Annotated in this window: 11 protein-coding genes; 8 read left to right on the plus strand and 3 right to left on the minus strand. The window is 41.9% G+C overall.

Annotation, left to right across the window (positions count from 1 at the left end; genetic code table 11):
- The first annotated feature begins 202 nt into the window (after window positions 1-202).
- The 5 genes from SK086_RS03580 (at window position 203) to SK086_RS03600 (ending at window position 5,481) form a co-directional block, all read left to right on the plus strand.
- Window positions 203-2,626 (plus strand): ribonucleoside-diphosphate reductase subunit alpha, encoded by a 2,424-nt coding sequence (locus SK086_RS03580; protein WP_324689824.1) that lies wholly within the window; start codon window positions 203-205, stop codon window positions 2,624-2,626.
- A gap of 252 nt (window positions 2,627-2,878) precedes the next feature.
- A complete protein-coding gene (locus SK086_RS03585; protein WP_290875668.1) occupies window positions 2,879-3,103 on the plus strand; it encodes a hypothetical protein in 225 nt (74 codons plus the stop codon).
- A gap of 3 nt (window positions 3,104-3,106) precedes the next feature.
- Complete coding sequence (locus tag SK086_RS03590) at window positions 3,107-3,616, plus strand: RDD family protein (RefSeq protein WP_324689826.1); 510 nt, start codon at window positions 3,107-3,109, stop codon at window positions 3,614-3,616.
- Window positions 3,613-4,065: a GNAT family N-acetyltransferase gene (locus tag SK086_RS03595; protein ID WP_324689828.1), complete on the plus strand. Its 453-nt coding sequence runs from the start codon at window positions 3,613-3,615 to the stop codon at window positions 4,063-4,065. Before SK086_RS03590 ends, SK086_RS03595 begins: the two co-directional genes overlap by 4 nt.
- 81 nt (window positions 4,066-4,146) lie before the next feature.
- Entirely contained in the window at window positions 4,147-5,481 is a 1,335-nt protein-coding gene (locus SK086_RS03600) for a deoxyguanosinetriphosphate triphosphohydrolase (protein ID WP_324689829.1), read from the plus strand.
- 196 nt (window positions 5,482-5,677) lie between these two features.
- Here SK086_RS03600 and SK086_RS03605 read toward each other — a convergent pair whose 3' ends face one another.
- A complete protein-coding gene (locus tag SK086_RS03605) occupies window positions 5,678-7,465 on the minus strand; it encodes a 1-deoxy-D-xylulose-5-phosphate synthase (protein ID WP_324689831.1) in 1,788 nt (595 codons plus the stop codon).
- Window positions 7,466-7,502: 37 nt separating this feature from the next.
- Between SK086_RS03605 and SK086_RS03610 the strand changes: the two genes are divergently transcribed.
- The 3 genes from SK086_RS03610 to pbpC all read left to right on the plus strand — a co-directional run bounded on the left by SK086_RS03610 (window position 7,503) and on the right by pbpC (window position 16,213).
- Entirely contained in the window at window positions 7,503-7,946 is a 444-nt protein-coding gene (locus SK086_RS03610; protein WP_290875670.1) for a nucleoside deaminase, read from the plus strand.
- A 129-nt stretch (window positions 7,947-8,075) separates the two neighbouring features.
- Window positions 8,076-13,721, plus strand: a complete 5,646-nt coding sequence (locus tag SK086_RS03615; protein WP_324689833.1) for an alpha-2-macroglobulin family protein — start codon at window positions 8,076-8,078, stop codon at window positions 13,719-13,721.
- Between the two features lie 116 nt (window positions 13,722-13,837).
- Complete coding sequence (pbpC, locus tag SK086_RS03620; protein ID WP_324689835.1) at window positions 13,838-16,213, plus strand: penicillin-binding protein 1C; 2,376 nt, start codon at window positions 13,838-13,840, stop codon at window positions 16,211-16,213.
- 335 nt (window positions 16,214-16,548) lie between these two features.
- Here pbpC and SK086_RS03625 read toward each other — a convergent pair whose 3' ends face one another.
- Window positions 16,549-18,093 (minus strand): ribonuclease E/G, encoded by a 1,545-nt coding sequence (locus tag SK086_RS03625; RefSeq protein WP_324689837.1) that lies wholly within the window; start codon window positions 18,091-18,093, stop codon window positions 16,549-16,551.
- Between the two features lie 398 nt (window positions 18,094-18,491).
- A complete protein-coding gene (locus SK086_RS03630; protein WP_131474623.1) occupies window positions 18,492-18,785 on the minus strand; it encodes an HU family DNA-binding protein in 294 nt (97 codons plus the stop codon).
- Between the last annotated feature and the right edge of the window lie 103 nt (window positions 18,786-18,888).

An 18,888-nucleotide genomic window follows, 5' to 3' on the forward strand; every position in this document is an offset into this window, starting at 1 on the left:
GAAGCGGCATCCTTTTTTTGTTTGTCATGCTGTCCCGAAACTTCGGGAGTCGAAGCACAAACAAAAAAAGATACAGCGGACAGCCGGAACAGCTTCTCATAAAACCGCAGAAGCATCTTCTGCAAGTTAAGGGATTAACAAAAAACAAAACAAGTAACTCGAAGTAGCGAAGGGATTCTCTATTTCACAAAACCTAACAAGTATGTACGTAGTAAAAAGAGACGGTCACAAGGAACCGGTAATGTTTGACAAAATCACGGATAGAATTAAAAAACTATGCTATGGTTTAAATGAATTGGTAGACGCTGTAAAAGTAGCGATGAAAGTTATCGAAGGATTGTACGACGGCGTAACCACTTCCGAACTCGACAACCTGGCTGCTGAAACTGCCGCATCGATGACGGTAACGCACCCGGATTATGCCCAATTAGCCGCTCGTATTGCTATTTCTAACTTGCACAAAAACACCAACAAATCGTTCTCGGAAACCATGAACGAAATGTACCACTATGTTAATCCAAGAACCAACCAAGCAGCACCGCTATTGTCTGAAGAAGTGCACCAGGTTATCCAAGACAATGCCGAGTTCTTAAACTCACACATCATATACAACCGCGATTTCAATTATGATTATTTCGGTTTTAAAACTTTAGAGCGTTCGTATTTGCTAAAAATCAACGGTAAAATCGTAGAGCGTCCGCAACACATGCTAATGCGTGTTTCTGTCGGGATTCACTTAAACGATTTGGATGCGGTAATTGAAACCTACGACTTAATGTCGAAGAAGTTCTTTACCCACGCTACGCCAACTTTATTCAATGCCGGTACACCAAAACCGCAAATGTCGTCATGTTTCTTGTTGTCGATGAAAGACGACAGCATCGACGGGATTTACGATACGCTAAAAAACACCGCGAAAATCTCGCAATCAGCCGGCGGAATCGGTTTGTCTATCCATAATGTTCGTGCGACAGGTTCGTACATCCGCGGTACCAATGGAACGTCTAACGGAATTGTTCCGATGTTGCGTGTATTCAACGATACCGCACGTTACGTAGACCAAGGTGGCGGAAAAAGAAAAGGAAGTTTCGCCATTTATTTAGAGACTTGGCATGCGGATATCTTTGAATTCCTCGACTTGAAAAAGAACACCGGAAAAGAAGAAATGCGTGCGCGTGACTTATTCTTTGCGATGTGGACGTCTGATTTGTTTATGAAACGCGTGGAAGAAGACTCGCATTGGACCTTAATGTGTCCCAACGAATGTCCGGGCTTGTACGATGTTTACGGTGATGAGTTTGAAGCGTTATACACTTCTTACGAAGCACAAGGCAAAGGCAGAAAAACAGTAAAAGCGCGTGAACTTTGGGAGAAAATCTTAGAGTCGCAAATCGAAACCGGAACGCCGTACATGTTGTACAAAGATGCTGCGAACCGCAAATCCAATCAAAAGAATTTGGGAACCATTCGCTCGTCTAACTTGTGTACCGAAATTATGGAGTACACTTCGGAAGATGAGATTGCCGTGTGTAACTTGGCTTCTATTTCTTTACCGATGTTTGTGGAAAACGGTCAATTCAACCACGAATTGCTTTACAATGTAACCAAACGCGTAACCCGCAACTTAAATAAAGTAATCGACAGAAATTACTATCCGGTAAAAGAAGCCGAAAACTCCAACATGCGTCACCGTCCGGTTGGATTGGGTGTACAAGGTTTGGCCGATGCGTTCATCTTGTTGCGTATGCCGTTCACCAGCGATGAAGCCAAACAACTCAACCAAGATATCTTCGAAACCATGTACTTTGCTGCTGTAACGGCTTCTATGGAAATGGCCAAAGAAGAAGGTCCATATTCAAGCTTTAAAGGGTCGCCAATTTCAGAAGGTTTGTTCCAACACAACCTTTGGAACATCAAAGACGAAGAATTGTCCGGCCGTTGGGATTGGGCAAGTTTGCGCAAAGAAGTAATGCAACACGGCGTAAGAAACTCTTTGTTGATGGCACCAATGCCAACCGCTTCTACGTCTCAAATCCTTGGAAACAACGAAGCGTTCGAACCATACACGTCTAACATTTACACGCGTCGCGTATTGTCGGGTGAGTTTATAGTAGTGAACAAACACTTGTTGGAAGACTTGGTGAAACGCGGTTTGTGGAACGAAGAATTGAAACAAGAAATCATGCGCCACAACGGATCGGTGCAAAATATCGAGCGAATTCCGGCCGACTTAAAAGAACTCTACAAAACCGTTTGGGAAATGTCTATGAAAGACATCATCGACATGTCGAGACACAGAGGGTATTTCATCGACCAATCGCAATCGTTGAACTTGTTCATGCAAGACGCTAACTATGCGAAACTGACTTCGATGCACTTCTACGCATGGAAAAGCGGCTTAAAAACAGGTATGTACTACCTCAGAACCAAAGCCGCGGTAGACGCTATCAAGTTCACTTTGAACAACGATAAAAAAGCCGAACCAACCGCCGAACCGGTAGCTGTAGAAGTAGTAGCACCAACCGAAAACGGAGAAATGACCGCCGAAGATTTTGCCGCTATGGTAGAACGCGCTCGTGCTGCCGCCGGAAACGGTGGTGACGATTGCGAAATGTGCGGATCGTAATTAAAACATAGAGTAAGAATTTAGAAAACAGCTGTCATTAGATGGCTGTTTTTTGATTAATTTTAGGAGCTATTTCCCGCTTTCCGCAGTATCTTTTTTGTCACATCGAGCGCAGTCGAGATGCTGGGTTGTCAAAAAAGGATACTTGCTCCAAATGCAAAGCATTCACTGAACACCAATGAAATGTTTTTAATTTAGTGAAGTAATCGGGGCTAGGGCCAATCCCGTTAGGGATTTAATATCGGTAAAATCATGTCAAAACAAAAAAAAGGAGTCTACACCGGCATCATCCAAAAAGACGAAAACGGTAATTATTATTGCGGCGAGTATTTATTGGATTACCAATATACCGAAGCCAATTTTAAAGTCGGAGACGAAATCAACATCAAATCCGTCATTGCCAATCCCAGCGATAAAAGCTACAACCAATACCCAAAGAAATCCCGACATTTCTTCCTGGCCAACGAAAAAGAATAACGCATGAGCAACCGACAATATACCATTCCGGATGAAATTATTGCCTCTAACGGCAAGCGTTTTGCCAATGTTGTTATCGATTATGTGGCCCGATTGGGACTAACATTCGTTATCGGTATGATAGCTGCTATGATTGGTGTTTTAACCGGAAATGAAGAAATATTGATTTTCTTTCAAAACATCACGCGCATTCAAGAACTCACCATTGGTTTGGTAGTATTGCTGCTATATTATAATGTTTTTGAAATCTTTTTCGGAACTACAGTTGGCAAACTCATGACCAAAACCGTAGTGGTAGACGAATACGGCGAAAAGCCTACTGCCAATGCCGTTTTAATCCGCAGTTTGTGCCGCTTGATTCCGTTCGAATTCTTCTCCTTTTTCGGAACGCCTTGTGTAGGTTGGCACGATAGTTTGTCGAAAACCTATGTGGTTAACAAAGAAGACTTGCGCATCAGCAAAGAGTTGTTCCATTCGTTTGAACAAATTGGAGAAAACCCGGAAGCCTTATGATACAACTGATTCGAACTACTTCAGACCATCCCGATTTCGGACAGTTAGTAGCCGAGTTAGATGCTTATTTGCGCATTTTAGATGGCGACGACCACGAGTTCTACGCCCAATTCAACAAAACCAGTTTGCTTAAAAATGCGCTGATTGTTTATGAAAATGAGTTTCCGGTTGGCATCGGAGCTTACAAAGAATACGACTCGAAAACCGCCGAAATCAAACGCATGTATACTCGCCCGGAATACCGCGGACAAGGCATCGCCAAAGCCATTATAACCGAATTAGAGCTTTGGGCCAAAGAAGAAGGCTATACAATGGCCATACTCGAAACCGGTCACCTGCAAAAAGACGCCATTGGTTTATACCAAAAACTAGGTTATCAAATCACTGAGAATTTCGGACAATACATAGGCGTGGAAAACAGCGTTTGTATGAAGAAAATTCTAAATTAAAACGTATTTTTGGTTACAACTATATTGTCACCCTGAGCGCAGTCGAAGGGCTTATATTTAAAATCTAAAATTTAATATTGTATGACCTGGGAACAATTGCTCTCTCTAAAACGCCAAGGCGATACCGGTAAACGATTGCGTATCGAACAAGACGACACCCGTCTCGGCTTTGAAGTCGACTACGATCGTATTATTTTCTCTTCAGCCTTTCGCAGTTTGCAAGACAAAACCCAAGTCATTCCTTTGTCGAAAACCGATTTTGTGCACACGCGTTTGACGCACAGTTTGGAAGTTTCCGTCGTAGGTCGTTCCATCGGAAGGTTAGTCGGAAAAAAAATCATAGAAAAGTATCCGTATCTGAAAGAAGTACACGGCTATCATATGAACGATTTCGGAGCGATAGTCGCTGCAGCTGCTTTGGCGCACGATATCGGCAATCCGCCATTCGGACACTCGGGTGAAAAAGCCATAGGGGAATATTTTTCGATAGGAAAAGGCCAACAGTACAAAGACCAACTCACGCCCAAACAATGGCAGGATTTAGTCGATTTTGAAGGCAACGCCAATGGTTTTTCCATTCTAACCGGTTCGCGTCCCGGGATTGAAGGCGGTTTGCGCTTGTCCTATGCCACCCTTGGCGCTTTTACCAAATACCCGAAGGAAAGTCTGCCCAAAAAGCCCACCAAAAACATAGCTGATAAAAAATACGGTTTCTTCCAATCGGATGTGGCTTTCTTTAAAGAAGTCGCTGATGAGTTAGGCATGATTCCCAACAAAACCGGCGAGGATATTGGTTACGAACGTCATCCGTTGGCTTTTTTAGTCGAAGCGGCCGACGATATTTGCTACACCATTATTGATTTTGAAGACGGCATCAATCTCGGTTTGGTTTCTGAAGATTATGCCTTGGAATACCTAATCAAATTGGTCAAAGACACTATCGATGCGGCGAAATACCAATCGTTGACCACCAAAGAAGACCGCATCAGCTATTTGCGCGCTTTGGCTATCGGGAATTTGATTAATGATGCGGTTCGTGTATTTGTTGAAAACGAAGAAGCAATCTTGCAAGGGAAATTCCATTTCGCCTTAACCGACAAAAGTAAATACAAAGCGCAAATGGACGACATTATCAAATTGAGCGTCAAAAACATTTACCAAAGTCGGGAAGTGATTGAAAAGGAACTCTCGGGCTACCAAATCATCAATAATTTACTCGATAAATTCATTACAGCCTACAACAATACTTATGATGGTAAAGCCACGAATTACGATAAGTTGTTAATGAAGATTTTACCCGAGAAACACCATTTGGAAAAAGAAAGTCTGTACGAACGATTGCTGCACATTTGCCACTTCATCTCGATGCTAACCGATGGTAAAGCGGTGGAGTTGAACAAGATTGTGACGGCTTAATTTCACTTTTTGTCTTGACACAAAAAGTGACAAAAAAGTCAAGGCTAAGAATCTTCGGCGGTCAAATTTTTTCTCGAATCCTAAATAAAAAGAACTCGCTTTGCTCAGACAGCTTTTTATTTCACGGATTCTTCGAATATTTGACACTCGCCTGCCAGATTCTGAGGCCAAAAACCGCTTTATAGAATCAGCGTAGTTATTCGTCTTCTTCTAATACAGTGGAGAAAAGCGATTTCAAACCATCGACATCGATATTGCAGAATTGTTGCAACTCATCTACCGTGCCGTGTTCGATGAAGTAATCGGGAACGCCACAAAGGAAAACTTCGTTGACGTAATCGTTTTTCGCGGCAAATTCAAGTATAGCACTTCCAAATCCCCCGGTGGTTACGCCATCTTCCACGGTAATAATCGTTGAAAATTTATCGCAAATTTTGTGCAGTTTCTTTTCGTCTAAAGGTTTGACAAACCCAAAATGATAGTGGGCAAAATGGCCGTCTTCTTCTATTTCATTTAACGCAGCAGTTACATTAGTCGCAATCGTTCCGGTAGATAAAATGGCGACTTTTTTGCCTTTTTTGAGTTTTTGCGCTTTACGAACTTCTATTTTTTGGAAATCGCTCGGGAATTTCCAGTCGGCATTTTTACCTCTGCCTCGCGGATAACGAATCGCTATCGGATGTTTCAATCCTAAAGAAGCCGTATAAAGGATGTTTTGCAAATCGATTTCATCTTTAGGCGCATAAATCATAAGGTTCGGAATACAACGCAAATAGGCGATGTCAAAAACCCCGTGATGTGTAGCTCCGTCTTCGCCCACTAAACCTGCGCGGTCTAAACAAAAAATTACCGGTAGGTTTTGCAAGGCTACATCGTGTATCACTTGGTCGTAGGCGCGTTGCAGAAAAGTGGAATAAATATTGCAAAAAACCACCATGCCTTGGGTGGCCATTCCGGCGGAAAGCGTTACCGCATGTTGTTCGGCAATCCCAACGTCAAAAGCGCGATTCGGGAAAGCTTCCATCATAAATTTCATCGAACTACCGCTGGGCATGGCCGGAGTAATCCCAATTATTTTAGGGTTGTTTTTAGCCAGTTCAACCAGTGTTAATCCAAAAACATCCTGGAATTTCGGCGGTAAATGTTCCTCTGATTTTTTGATAATTTCTCCGGTAGTGGCATCAAATTTACCTGGTGCGTGGTATTTCACTTGGTCTTCTTCGGCTTGTTGTAAGCCTTTTCCTTTGGTGGTTATGATGTGTAAAAACTTCGGTCCTTTTACTTTTTTGAGTCGTTCCAACTCTTTGATTAACGTTGGCAAATCATGACCGTCAATGGGTCCGGAATAATCAAAATTAAGCGACTTAATCATGTTATTCTGCTTCGGGTTTTTCCCTTCTTTAACCGCCGTTAAATAGTTTTTCAAAGCACCAACGCTCGGATCAATTCCGATGGCATTATCGTTTAAAATCACCAGCAAATCGGCATCGGTTACTCCGGCATGATTCAAACCTTCAAACGCCATTCCGCTGGCAATTGAGGCATCGCCAATCACGGCGATATGGTGTTTGTTTTCACCTTTAAGCTGGGACGCAATCGCCATACCTAAAGCCGCAGAAATGGAAGTAGAAGAATGGCCCACCCCAAAAGTATCATAAACGCTTTCGCTGCGTTTCGGAAATCCGGAAAGGCCGCCCAATTGTCGGTTGGTGTCAAATTTTGTTCGTCTTTCGGTTAAAATTTTATGTCCGTAGGCTTGATGCCCAACATCCCAAACCAGTAAATCTTCTGGGGTATTAAACACATAATGCAAAGCAATAGTCAATTCAACTACACCCAAACTGGCGCCCAAATGACCTTCTTTTACGGCAACGATATCAATGATAAACTCACGCAACTCTCTGGCCAACTCCGGTAATTGAGACGGGTCGAGTTTTCTTAAATCCGATGGCGTATTGATTTGTTGCAGCAATTTTTTTGACATGCCACAAATGTACGAATTGAAATTGTATTTTTGTTTTATGGAAAATCCTTTCACCGACGAGTATTTTATGAAGAAAGCCTTGCAGGAAGCCGAAATGGCTTTTGAAAAAGGCGAAATTCCCGTGGGTGCCGTTATTGTAATCGATAACAAAGTGATTGCCCGCAGCCATAACCTCACCGAAATGTTACACGATGTAACCGCTCATGCCGAGATGCAAGCCATTACTTCGGCGGCCAATTTTATCGGTGGCAAATACCTCAAAGGTTGCACTTTGTACGTTACATTAGAACCTTGCCAAATGTGTGCCGGTGCTTTGTACTGGAGTCAGATTTCCAAAGTGGTTTTCGGCGCTTCTGATGAGCAACGTGGTTTCCAAAAATTAGGCACCCAATTACATCCTAAAACCCAAGTGGTTAAAGGTGTTTTGGCTGAACAAGCGGCCGAATTAATGATCAGATTTTTTGCAGCCAAACGCCCATAAAAAATTCAGAAAAATATTCTTAAAAAATTATTCATAACGTAAATAATATTTTAATAATTTTAGCGTTATGATGCTAATTGGAGAAAAATTCCAAGGCAAAAGTTCTAACAAATAATTCCTTTTAAAACGATGAAAACCAGCAAGATTCTAGGTTTGCTTGTTGCCATGTTACTATGGCAATCCTGTTCTAAAAAATCGGCTTCCGATTTTGATTCAGATCCCTCTCTTTACAAAGATTACATTACAGGATTTTCATCGGGCTTTGTCTCGGTCAACTCCGACTTCAGGGTACAGTTGGCATTCAACAAAAGCGATTGGAAACCCAATCAGGAATTAGACAGCGATTTGTTTGACGTTTCTCCAAGTGTGAGTGGTAAAGTGGTTGCCTTGTCGCCCAACACTATCGCTTTCATTCCCAATGAAAAATTAGAGCAAAATACGCTCTATCAAATTACGTTGCGACTTTCGGAAATTACCAATAAAGTGCCTAAAGAATTGGCCAATTTCAATTTTTCTGTCAAAACCATTAAGCAAGATTTTATCGTCAACACCCAAGATTTGCAATCGTACAGCAAAGATTGGTACTACTTGAACGGTAATTTAAAAACCGCCGATAACCTTACGTTAGAAGAAGCCCAAAAAATTATTGAGGTTACACAAAACGATAAAAAACTCAAAATCAAATTCGACAAAGCTTTGAGTACGAGTACCGATTTTAAATTTATGATCGACAGTATTCAACGTTTTGATGACGACAGTGAGATTTTTATCAACTGGGATGGCGATGCGGTTGACATTGACCAAAAAGGCGTGACCAAATTCCCGATTCCGGGGAAAAACCAGTTTAAAGTCTTGAAGATTGAAGTAGGCGATGCCAACAACCAATCGGTGCTGATTAATTTTTCCGATCCACTCAGAAAAGACCAGGATTTTAAAGGGTTAGTGGCCATTGAAAACACCAACAACCTTAAGTTTGCCACGATGGGGAATGTTTTAAAAGTGTTTTACAACAAAGAACCTGATTCTAAAGTCGACCGCGGTACTACTACCGCAACTGTCGATACGGCTATGGCTGCTGTTGACACTGCTGCTGTTGCTGTGGAAGAAATTGTGGAAGCTGTTGCTGCCGCTGAAACCGGATTTTCCGGAAGCAAGTTAGTCGAAGTATTTCAAGGTATTGAAAACATTGACGGCTACAAGATGAAGCAAAACTACTCCGAAAAGTTGCTGTTTGAACAAGTAAAACCCGGCGTAAAATTGCTCAAAAGCGGTACGATTTTACCGAGTTCCAACAATTTAAAAATCAATTTTGAAGCGGCGAATCTGAATGCTGTTGACGTGAAAGTCTTTAAAATTTACAAAAATAACATCTTACAATTTTTGCAAGACAACAATCTCAACGGTACCGAAAACTTGCGTAGAGTTGGACAATCGGTAGCCAAAACCAAAATCGAACTCAAGCAAAATAACCTTATCGATTACACCAAGTGGAATACTTACGCTTTGGATTTGTCTAAGATTATCAAACCCGAACCGGGCGCCATTTATCGCGTTGAGTTTTCCTTTAAAAAAGAGTATTCAATGTACAAATGTACTTCGGTAAGTGCTGAAGACGACGAAGATTACAACAACGAAGAAGATGATGAACCCGTAGCGGAAGACGACATCAATTACAGCAACAGCGGTTACGATTACTATTACGAACAAGATTACGAATGGCGCGAGCGACAAGATCCTTGCACTAACTATTATTTCTACAATACCAGAGTCGGAACCAATATTTTGGCCTCCGATTTGGGTGTCATTGCTAAAAGAGGCACTGACAAATCTGTGGTGGTAGCTGTTAGTGATATTGTGACTACTGCTGCGGTTTCAGGCGCTACGGTGGATTTGTACAATTACCAACAACAAAAAATTGCCGGTTCCCAAACTGATGGCGATGGTTTGGCTTCTTTTCAGTTGGAAAAATACGCCTACTTTGCTATAGTAACCAAAGGCGATCAAAGTACTTATGTGAAGTTAGATGATGAGCTGTCATTGTCGTTGAGTAATTTTGATGTGTCAGGCGAAACCCTGCAAAAAGGCATCAAAGGTTACATCTACGGAGAAAGAGGCGTTTGGCGTCCCGGCGATACCGTGTATTTGTCTTTTATCTTAAATGATAATGCCAACAAATTGCCGGCTTCGCATCCGATTAAATTAAAACTGAACGACCCTAAAGGCAAAACGGTTTACGAATCGGTACAAAAACTGAACGATTTAAACCATTACAAATTCGTCATTCCAACTGAAACCAGCGACATCACCGGAAATTGGGAAGCCGTGGTAAGTGTTGGAGGCGCGCGATTTTACAAAAGCATCAAAATCGAAACCATCAAACCGAATCGATTAAAAATTAAAAACAGTTTTAACGAGTCGGTGCTTTCGGCCAATAAAGAAAACATCAACAACATGCAGGTTTTATGGTTACACGGCGCTGTGGCTAAGGATTTAAAAACCGAAGTGCAAGCGAAGTTTTCACAACAAGTCACCACTTTTAAAGGATTTGCCAACTATGTTTTCGACGATCCAACGCGTAGATTTTATACCGAAGAAATCAATATTTTCTCCGGCAAAGTCGATGGCAACGGACGTGCTTCTATTCCGATTAAACCGAACATCGAAGGCCAAGCACCGGGAATGTTGCGCGCCGCTTTCATTACCAAAGTATATGAAAACGGAGGCGATGTAAGTACCGATGTGGCTTCCACCAACTATTCGCCTTACGCGACTTATGTCGGTATCAAATCGCCTGAACCCAACAAATACGGGATGATTGAAACTGGAAGGGCTAACCGATTTGACATAGTTACGCTAAGTGAAACCGGTCGTCCGCGTGCAGTGAGAAATCTGCAAGTCAGTGTGTACCGAATGGAATCACGCTGGTGGTGGGATGCCTCTAACGATGATTTGTCCAGTTACAACACTTCTAATGCGACTATCGCGTACAAAAACTTTTTTATCAATACCGATGCATCGGGTAGAGGCAGTGTTTCTTTTGTAGTGCCGGATGACGAATGGGGTAATTATTTGGTACGTGTAACCGATCCGAATGACGGTCACGCTACCGGAGTCAGAGTCTATATCGATATGCCTTGGTGGTCGGCTAAGTCGAGAAATACGGATGGTGAATCGGCTACGATGCTTCGTTTTTCTACCGATAAAACCAATTATGCGGTAGGCGATAAAGCCAAAATTTTCTTCCCGTCTAGCGAAGGCGGCAGAGCAATGATTTCCATTGAAAACGGCACCAAAGTATTGAAAACCATTTGGGCCAAAACAAAAAAAGGTGAAACGACGGTCGAGTTGCCGATTACCGGAGATATGGCGCCGAATGTGTACATCAACATTTCTTTACTGCAACCGCATGCGTCCACCAAAAACGATTTGCCTATCCGCATGTACGGTATCGTTCCAATAGAAGTTATCGATAAAAATACGGTTTTAGAACCTGTACTCACGATGCCGGATGTGTTGCGTCCGGAGCAAACCATCAACGTTAAAGTCTCTGAAAAGAAAGGCAAAAAAATGACTTACACCATAGCCGTGGTGGATGAAGGATTGCTGGATTTAACCCGATTCAAAACACCGAATGCTTGGACCAGTTTTTACACTCGTGAATCTTTGGGTGTAAGAACTTGGGATATTTATGATGATGTGATTGGCGCTTATGGCGGTAAAGTAAATCAGGTTTTCAGTATCGGTGGTGATGCCGATGCAGGAGGTGGAAAAGCCAAAAAAGCCAACCGTTTCAAACCGGTAGTTTTATATTATGGTCCTTTTGAATTGAACGGCGGTTCGAAGACTCACCAAATCAAATTGCCGAAATACATTGGTTCTGTTCGCACTATGGTAGTAGCTGCTGATGCCAAAACCAGTGCTTACGGTATGGCGGAAAAAGCCACTCCGGTGAAAAGTCCGCTCATGATTTTGGCTTCACTGCCTCGAAAAATCTCACCTTCTGAAAAAGTTACGTTACCGGTTACCTTGTTCGCAACCGAGAAATACATTAAAAATGTCACCTTGCAAATCAAAACCAATAACAGTGTTAGGGTGATTGGTAAGTCGAGTCAAGTTATCAAGTTTACCGAACCGGATGAAAAAATGGGCTATTTTAATTTGGAAGTCGGCGCCACTACGGGTATCGGCAAAATCGAAATTACTGCTGTTTCCGGCAAAGAAAAATCGACTTACGCTGTCGAGATTGATGTGACGAACCCGAATCCGATTACGAATGATTTTACCGATGTGGTGATTCCGCCAAACAGTTCCAAAACCATTAGCTGGAAAACCTTTGGGGTAAGTGGCAGTAACAAAGCCAAAATGGAAGTTTCCTCGTCGCCAACCGTTGATTTCAGTCGAAGATTGGATTACTTAATCCAGTACCCACATGGTTGTGTGGAGCAAACTACTTCTTCCGTTTTTCCGCAGTTGTATTTGACGGAGATTATGGACTTAGATGCGGTTCGCAAGCAAAATATCCAGAAGAATGTCATGGCCGGCATCAAGCGTTTGGGGAATTTCCAATTGCCTAACGGAGGCTTGTCGTATTGGCCGGGCAATGTAGATGCAGACGATTGGGGCACTTCCTATGCCGGACATTTCTTGATTGAAGCCGAGAAAAAAGGCTATGTATTGCCCATCAGTTTCAAATCGAAATGGTTGTCTTACCAACAAAAAGCAGCCAAACAATGGCGTTTTGAAAAATCCTATGGCAACGATTTGGCACAAGCTTACCGTTTGTACACTTTGGCTTTGGCCGGTGCACCCGATTTGGCTTCAATGAACAGATTGCGCGAAACGGTTGGTATTTCTAACGAAAGCAAATTGCGTTTGGCGGCTTGTTATGCCATGCTAAAACAAAATGCCGCCGGGATGTCTTTGTTGAGTAAATCTTTCATTGACGAACAAAACACCGAAGATGGCTACTACTATTACTACTACGGTTCCGCCGAGAGAAATAGAGCTATGGCTTTAGAAACGCTGATTTTGTTAGGTCAAAAACAAAAGGCCTTTGCCATGGCTACCAAATTGGCTAAAAATTTATCGAGCAAACAATGGATGAGCACCCAAACCACGGCTTATGGTTTGTATGCGATGGCCAAATTCGCCAAATCCAACGGCAGCAAAGGCGTTTCCGTTCAGTTTACCAACAATGGCAAAACCGAAGTGATTGCAACCGATAAAACGGTAGCCCAAAGAACCTTGTCGGTGAAAATGGGCAGCAATTCGGTTACACTTAAAAACAACAAGAAGAACACTTTGTTTGTTCGTATCCTGAATAGTGGTATTCTTCCGGTGGGCAGTGAAAAACCAATGCAGCAAAATGTGTCGGCCGGTTTGGTCTTCAAAGACCGAAAAGGCAAAGTGATTTCGGTGTCGAAAATAGCGCAAGGAACCGAGTTCTACGCCGAGGTTACGCTAACCAACCGCAAGAACGAAAGAGTGGAAAATATTGCGCTATCGCAAATAGTGCCGTCAGGGTTTGAAATAGTCAACACCCGCTACACCGATTTTGGCAGTGCTACCGACAACGTAGCCGATTACATTGACATCCGCGACGACCGCGCCAATTACTATTTCAGTTTAAAACCTTCGGAAACGCGACAGTTTAAAATCCTGTTGAATGCTTCTTACCTTGGGAAATACTATTTGCCGGGCTTGCAATGTGAAGCCATGTATGACAACGAGTTTATAGCGCGTACTAAAGGACAATGGGTAGAAGTGGTGAAATAAATGTTTAACCGCAAAGACGCCAAGCAAGCCCAAAGTTCGCCAAAAGAGATTTTTCTAGCGGACTTTGCGTAACACCTTGCGAACTTTGCGGTTAATTTTATTGGTTAGCAAACAAAATGAAAGCAAAAATCAAAGTGTTCTCGCAACGCTTCGTTACTTATATCAAAAGGAATCCCAAGAAATCAGCGGTATTTTTTATACTGTTGCTCGTCTATTATTTTTCGTTGCCCCGTGTTTTATTCGATTCGCCTTATGCGACTGTTATAGAAAGTAGTGAAGGCGAGTTATTAGCGGCCAAAATAGCCCGTGACGGTCAATGGCGTTTTCCCGCTCAAGACAGCGTGCCTGAAAAATTTAAGAAATGCTTGGTTTACTTTGAAGACGAACATTTTTACCACCATCCCGGATTCAATCCGGTGGCTATGGTTAAGGCTTTTCAGCAAAACCGAAGCGCCGGAAGAGTGGTTCGCGGCGGTAGTACGTTGACCCAACAAGTCATTCGTTTGTCGCGTCAAAACAAAAAGCGCACTTACTTTGAAAAAGCCATCGAGATCGTTTTGGCGACGCGTTTGGAATTCCGACATTCCAAAGAAAAAATTCTCGAATTGTATGCTGCTCATGCGCCTTTTGGCGGTAATGTGGTCGGATTAGAAATGGCGTCTTGGCGGTATTTCGGCGTGCAATCGTACCAATTATCTTGGGCGGAAAGTGCTACTTTGGCGGTATTGCCCAATGCGCCGAGTTTGATTTATCCCGGGAAAAATCAGGTTAAGTTGTTGCGCAAACGCAATGCCTTGTTGCTCAAACTGTATCATGAAAAAGTCATAGACCAACTCACATACGAATTGGCCGTTAAAGAACCTTTGCCTCAAAAACCCTATAATTTACCACAAATTGCGCCGCATTTGCTGCAAAGAATTGCCAAAACCGATGAAGGCAAACGCATTAAAACCACCGTTGCGATTTCGTTGCAAAACCGAGTGAATCAAATCGCGCAACAGTATTACAATCAGTACAAACAAAACGAGGTGCACAATTTGGCCATTATGGTCATCGACATTCAAAACCGCAATGTCATTGGTTATGTAGGCAATTCGCCTACGGACAAAGACCACGATAAAGATGTAGACATCATTGGCGCGCCGCGAAGTACGGGTAGCGTTTTGAAACCACTGTTGTTTGCTTCCATGCTTGACGAAGGTGAACTATTGCCCAATACTTTGGTGGCTGATATTCCTACGCAAATTTCCGGGTATTCGCCGCAGAATTTTAACCTGACTTTTGACGGAGCCGTACCGGCACAGCGCGCTTTATCGCGTTCGCTGAACATTCCGTCGGTGTTGATGTTGCAGGAACACGGCGTGAACAAATTTTACGAGTTGACGCAAAAATTGAAGCTCAGAAACATCAACCAACATCCCGATCATTACGGATTATCGCTCATTTTAGGCGGTGCCGAGAGCAATTTGTGGGATTTGTGTCGGGCTTATGCCAATATGTCGGCTACGATTAATTATTTCAATCAGTCGAACGGAAAGTACCGTAGTAAAGAGTTTGCCGAGTTGAATTATGTGAACGACTTTCAACAGGATTTTGGCGATGATAGTTTTCAGCAAAACATTTTCGGTGCAGGCGCTATTTATTTAACGTATAATGCGATGAAGGAAGTCAACCGACCGGAAGGTGATGAAGCTTGGAAGTTTTACGATTCCTCTTTAGAATTGGCTTGGAAAACCGGAACCAGTTTTGGAAATCGCGATGCTTGGGCGATAGGTACTAATTCGCGTTACGTGGTTGGTGTATGGGTTGGCAATGCCAATGGTGAAGGCCGACCGGAATTGACCGGAGTGGACAGCGCAGCACCTATCTTGTTTGATGTGTTTAATTTGTTGCCTCGGAAAAAATGGTTCCAACCGCCGTTGAACGATTTGGAATATGCTGAGGTTTGTAAACAAAGTGGTCATTTAGCCCAAGACGATTGCCCGAAAATCAAACAGCTCATCACTCGTAGCGGCAAGAAAACTGCGATTTGTCCGTATCACAAGTTGGTACATTTGGATGCATCGCGGCAGTTTAGGGTGAACAGCAGTTGCGAGGATGTGGATAAGATAGTAACTACCAAATGGTTTATACTACCACCGGTGATGGAATGGTATTACAAGAGTTTGCATATTGATTACAAAACGGTGCCGCCGTACCGAGCCGATTGTCAGCCGACACAACAAGCGGTAATGGATTTTATATATCCCAAAACGAACAGTAAGATTTATTTGACTAAGGATTTTAACAGCAAAGTACAGCCGGTAATTGTAAAAGTGGCGCATTCCAATAGGGAAGCCAAACTATTTTGGTATGTGGATAACGACTACAAAGGCACGACGCAAACCTTTCACGAAATGCCGATTGCTGCGGAAACAGGAGTGCATTATATTACGGTAGCGGATGAATTTGGGAATGAGATTAAGAGAAGAGTGGAGATTATAAAGGATTAGTCCTAGCCCGGATAGCAGCGGCATCCTTTGCTGTTATGCAATAACAGTAAAGATAGAGCGTATAGCCGGAAATAGCTCCCAAAAAGACACAAAAACCGCCTACTTGAGGACGCTCGCGGCCGAACAGGCTGAAAGCAATCTTTCGAAAGGCGGTTTCTTTTTTTATTCCTTGATCTCATTTCTGTCTTTATCGAAGAAATGATACTCTAAATACGTGTAAGCGTCACGTGATTTGATATTAAGAGGAGGAAGCCCGGTGGGCTTCAGGTATTTTTGCTTTAGCAAAAAAGCATAAAAAAACCATCCGCGTTATGAAAACGGGATGGTTTCTTCTTTTATTCCTTGATCTCATTTCCGTCTTTGTCGAAGAAATGATACTCTAAATACGTGTAAGCGTCACGTGGTATGATTTTTACCCATTTTTTATGTTCAAAAAGCCATTTTGAACGTATTGATGGAAAACCTTTTTTAAGGTAAGCGGCCACGAACGGATGGGCATTAAGCTTGATGCCGCTGTGGTCTTTGATAATCTTTTCGAGGGAGAAGTTAATCTTGTCGATAATTTGAATTGGCGCATCTACATCGCCGCTCAAATTATTCGGATTTTCTTCTCGGGTCTCGATATTGACTTCTGGTCTTACGCGTTGGCGAGTGATTTGGACTAATCCGAATTTACTCGGCGGTAAGATTTTGTGTTTGGCTTTGTCGTCGCTCATTTCTTCACGAAGGAAGTTGAATAATACTTGACGGTTGTCCGGATTTTGCATATCGATAAAATCCACTACGATGATACCACCCATATCGCGCAGACGCAATTGTCGGGCGATTTCGGCGGCAGCTATCATGTTGACTTCGAGGGCGGTATCTTCTTGATTGGTGGCTTTGTTAGAACGGTTTCCGCTGTTCACGTCGATAACGTGTAAAGCTTCGGTATGTTCTATAATCAAATAGGCACCTTTACTCATGGATACGGTACGCCCAAAAGACGTTTTGATTTGTCGCTCGATATGGTATTTCTCAAACAACGGCAAGTCTTTCGACTGGTAAAGCTTAACAATTTTTTGTTTATCAGGGGCTATTTCGGCTAAATAGTCCTTGGTTTCTTGGTACAACTCTGCATCATCAACTTGGATACTGGTGAAAGTATCATTGAATACATCTCGCAAAATAGAAGAAGCTTTATTAAGTTCTCCTAATATTTTGGAAGGATGATGAGCAGTTGGTAATTTTTTACACATTGCAGTCCATCGATTCATTAAGTTCTGCAAATCTTTTTCTAGTTCGGCTATGCTTTTGCCTTCGGCTACTGTTCTCACAATAACCCCGAAACCTTTTTGTTTGATGGATTGTACTAGTTTTTTGAGTCGGTCTTTTTCCTCTTTGGATTCTATTTTTTGAGAAATAGAAACGCGGTCGGAGAAAGGCACTAACACTACAAAACGACCGGCGAAAGACAGCTCAGTGCTGATTCTTGGGCCTTTGGTAGAAATAGGTTCTTTGACTACTTGAACTAATACAGATTGATTGGCACTCAGTATGTCTGAGATGGCACCGTTTTTATCAATCTCTTTTTCAAACTGAAAGTTTTTTAGGGAGAAATCTTTTAGTTTACCTGCGCTTACAAGTTTTATGAATTTCAAATAAGAAGCCAAGTTTGGTCCTAAATCGTGGTAATGTAAAAAGGCATCTTTTTCAAAGCCTACGTTTACAAACGCCGCGTTTAGACCGGCCACAGGTTTTCTGATTTTGGCGATAAAAATATCACCAACCTGAAAATTACTGGTGTCTTCCTGTTTGTGTAATTCAATTAGTTTTCCATCTTTTAATAAGGCAAAATCTACAGCATTCTCACCACTACGGATGATTAGTTCTTTATTCATGTTGTAAATTTTTATCCGTATTTTCAATTAAGGATTAAGGATTTTGGATTAAGGATTTGTAATTCCTAATTCCTAATTCCTAATTCCTAAATCAACAATAGGGATGGATTAAACATTTTAAACAGGTAATGTTGTTACCCGGGGGAATAATATTAGATTTATGATTTTAAATATTTGACTTAATGCCGCAGCACTATATTTAATATTTGAAATTTGATATCTAAAATTCCATTTCAATGAACGTTTTTTAAAAAAAGAAAAGTAGTTTAGAACTACTTTTTCTTTTTGTGACGGTTAGCTCTCGCTCTTTTTTTACGTTTGTGCGTTGCTACCTTATGTCTTTTTCTTTTTTTACCACTTGGCATAAGCTTGTGTTTTTGTGATTAATAAATAAGTTATTATACTGCTACTTCAGTATTGGTTTTTACTGATTCTACGAATACTTTAGCAGGTTTAAATGCCGGAATATTGTGAGCAGGAATCTTGATAGTAGTATTTTTAGAAATGTTTCTTCCTGTTTTTTCAGCTCTTGTTTTGATGATGAAGCTACCAAAACCTCTTAAATATACATTGTCGCCGGTTTCTAATGAAGTTTTTACTTCTTCCATAAACGCTTCAACAGTGGCTTGTACATCTCCTTTTTCAAGGCCTAATTTTTCTGAAATCTTCGCTACGATATCTGCTTTCGTCATTTTCTTTCGTATTTAATATTATGTGTAAATTTTTGAGGTTGCAAATATATGAATTAAAAAAAGAATATTTCAAGCATAATCTATTAAAATTTAATCACATAAA

Origin of the sequence: Flavobacterium cheonhonense (assembly GCF_035671315.1) — a bacterium.
Lineage (GTDB): Bacteria > Bacteroidota > Bacteroidia > Flavobacteriales > Flavobacteriaceae > Flavobacterium > Flavobacterium cheonhonense.

Excerpts from the sequence above, each read along its gene's own strand:
- SK086_RS03625 (WP_324689837.1), bottom strand. The coding sequence starts at position 18,093 with ATGAATAAAGAACTAATCATCCGTAGTGGTGAGAATGCTGTAGATTTT.
- SK086_RS03605 (WP_324689831.1), bottom strand. The coding sequence starts at position 7,465 with ATGTCAAAAAAATTGCTGCAACAAATCAATACGCCATCGGATTTAAGA.
- SK086_RS03580 (WP_324689824.1), top strand. The coding sequence starts at position 203 with ATGTACGTAGTAAAAAGAGACGGTCACAAGGAACCGGTAATGTTTGAC.
- pbpC (WP_324689835.1), top strand. The coding sequence starts at position 13,838 with ATGAAAGCAAAAATCAAAGTGTTCTCGCAACGCTTCGTTACTTATATC.
- SK086_RS03595 (WP_324689828.1), top strand. The coding sequence starts at position 3,613 with ATGATACAACTGATTCGAACTACTTCAGACCATCCCGATTTCGGACAG.
- SK086_RS03630 (WP_131474623.1), bottom strand. The coding sequence starts at position 18,785 with ATGACGAAAGCAGATATCGTAGCGAAGATTTCAGAAAAATTAGGCCTT.
- SK086_RS03600 (WP_324689829.1), top strand. The coding sequence starts at position 4,147 with ATGACCTGGGAACAATTGCTCTCTCTAAAACGCCAAGGCGATACCGGT.
- SK086_RS03615 (WP_324689833.1), top strand. The coding sequence starts at position 8,076 with ATGAAAACCAGCAAGATTCTAGGTTTGCTTGTTGCCATGTTACTATGG.
- SK086_RS03585 (WP_290875668.1), top strand. The coding sequence starts at position 2,879 with ATGTCAAAACAAAAAAAAGGAGTCTACACCGGCATCATCCAAAAAGAC.
- SK086_RS03610 (WP_290875670.1), top strand. The coding sequence starts at position 7,503 with ATGGAAAATCCTTTCACCGACGAGTATTTTATGAAGAAAGCCTTGCAG.
- SK086_RS03590 (WP_324689826.1), top strand. The coding sequence starts at position 3,107 with ATGAGCAACCGACAATATACCATTCCGGATGAAATTATTGCCTCTAAC.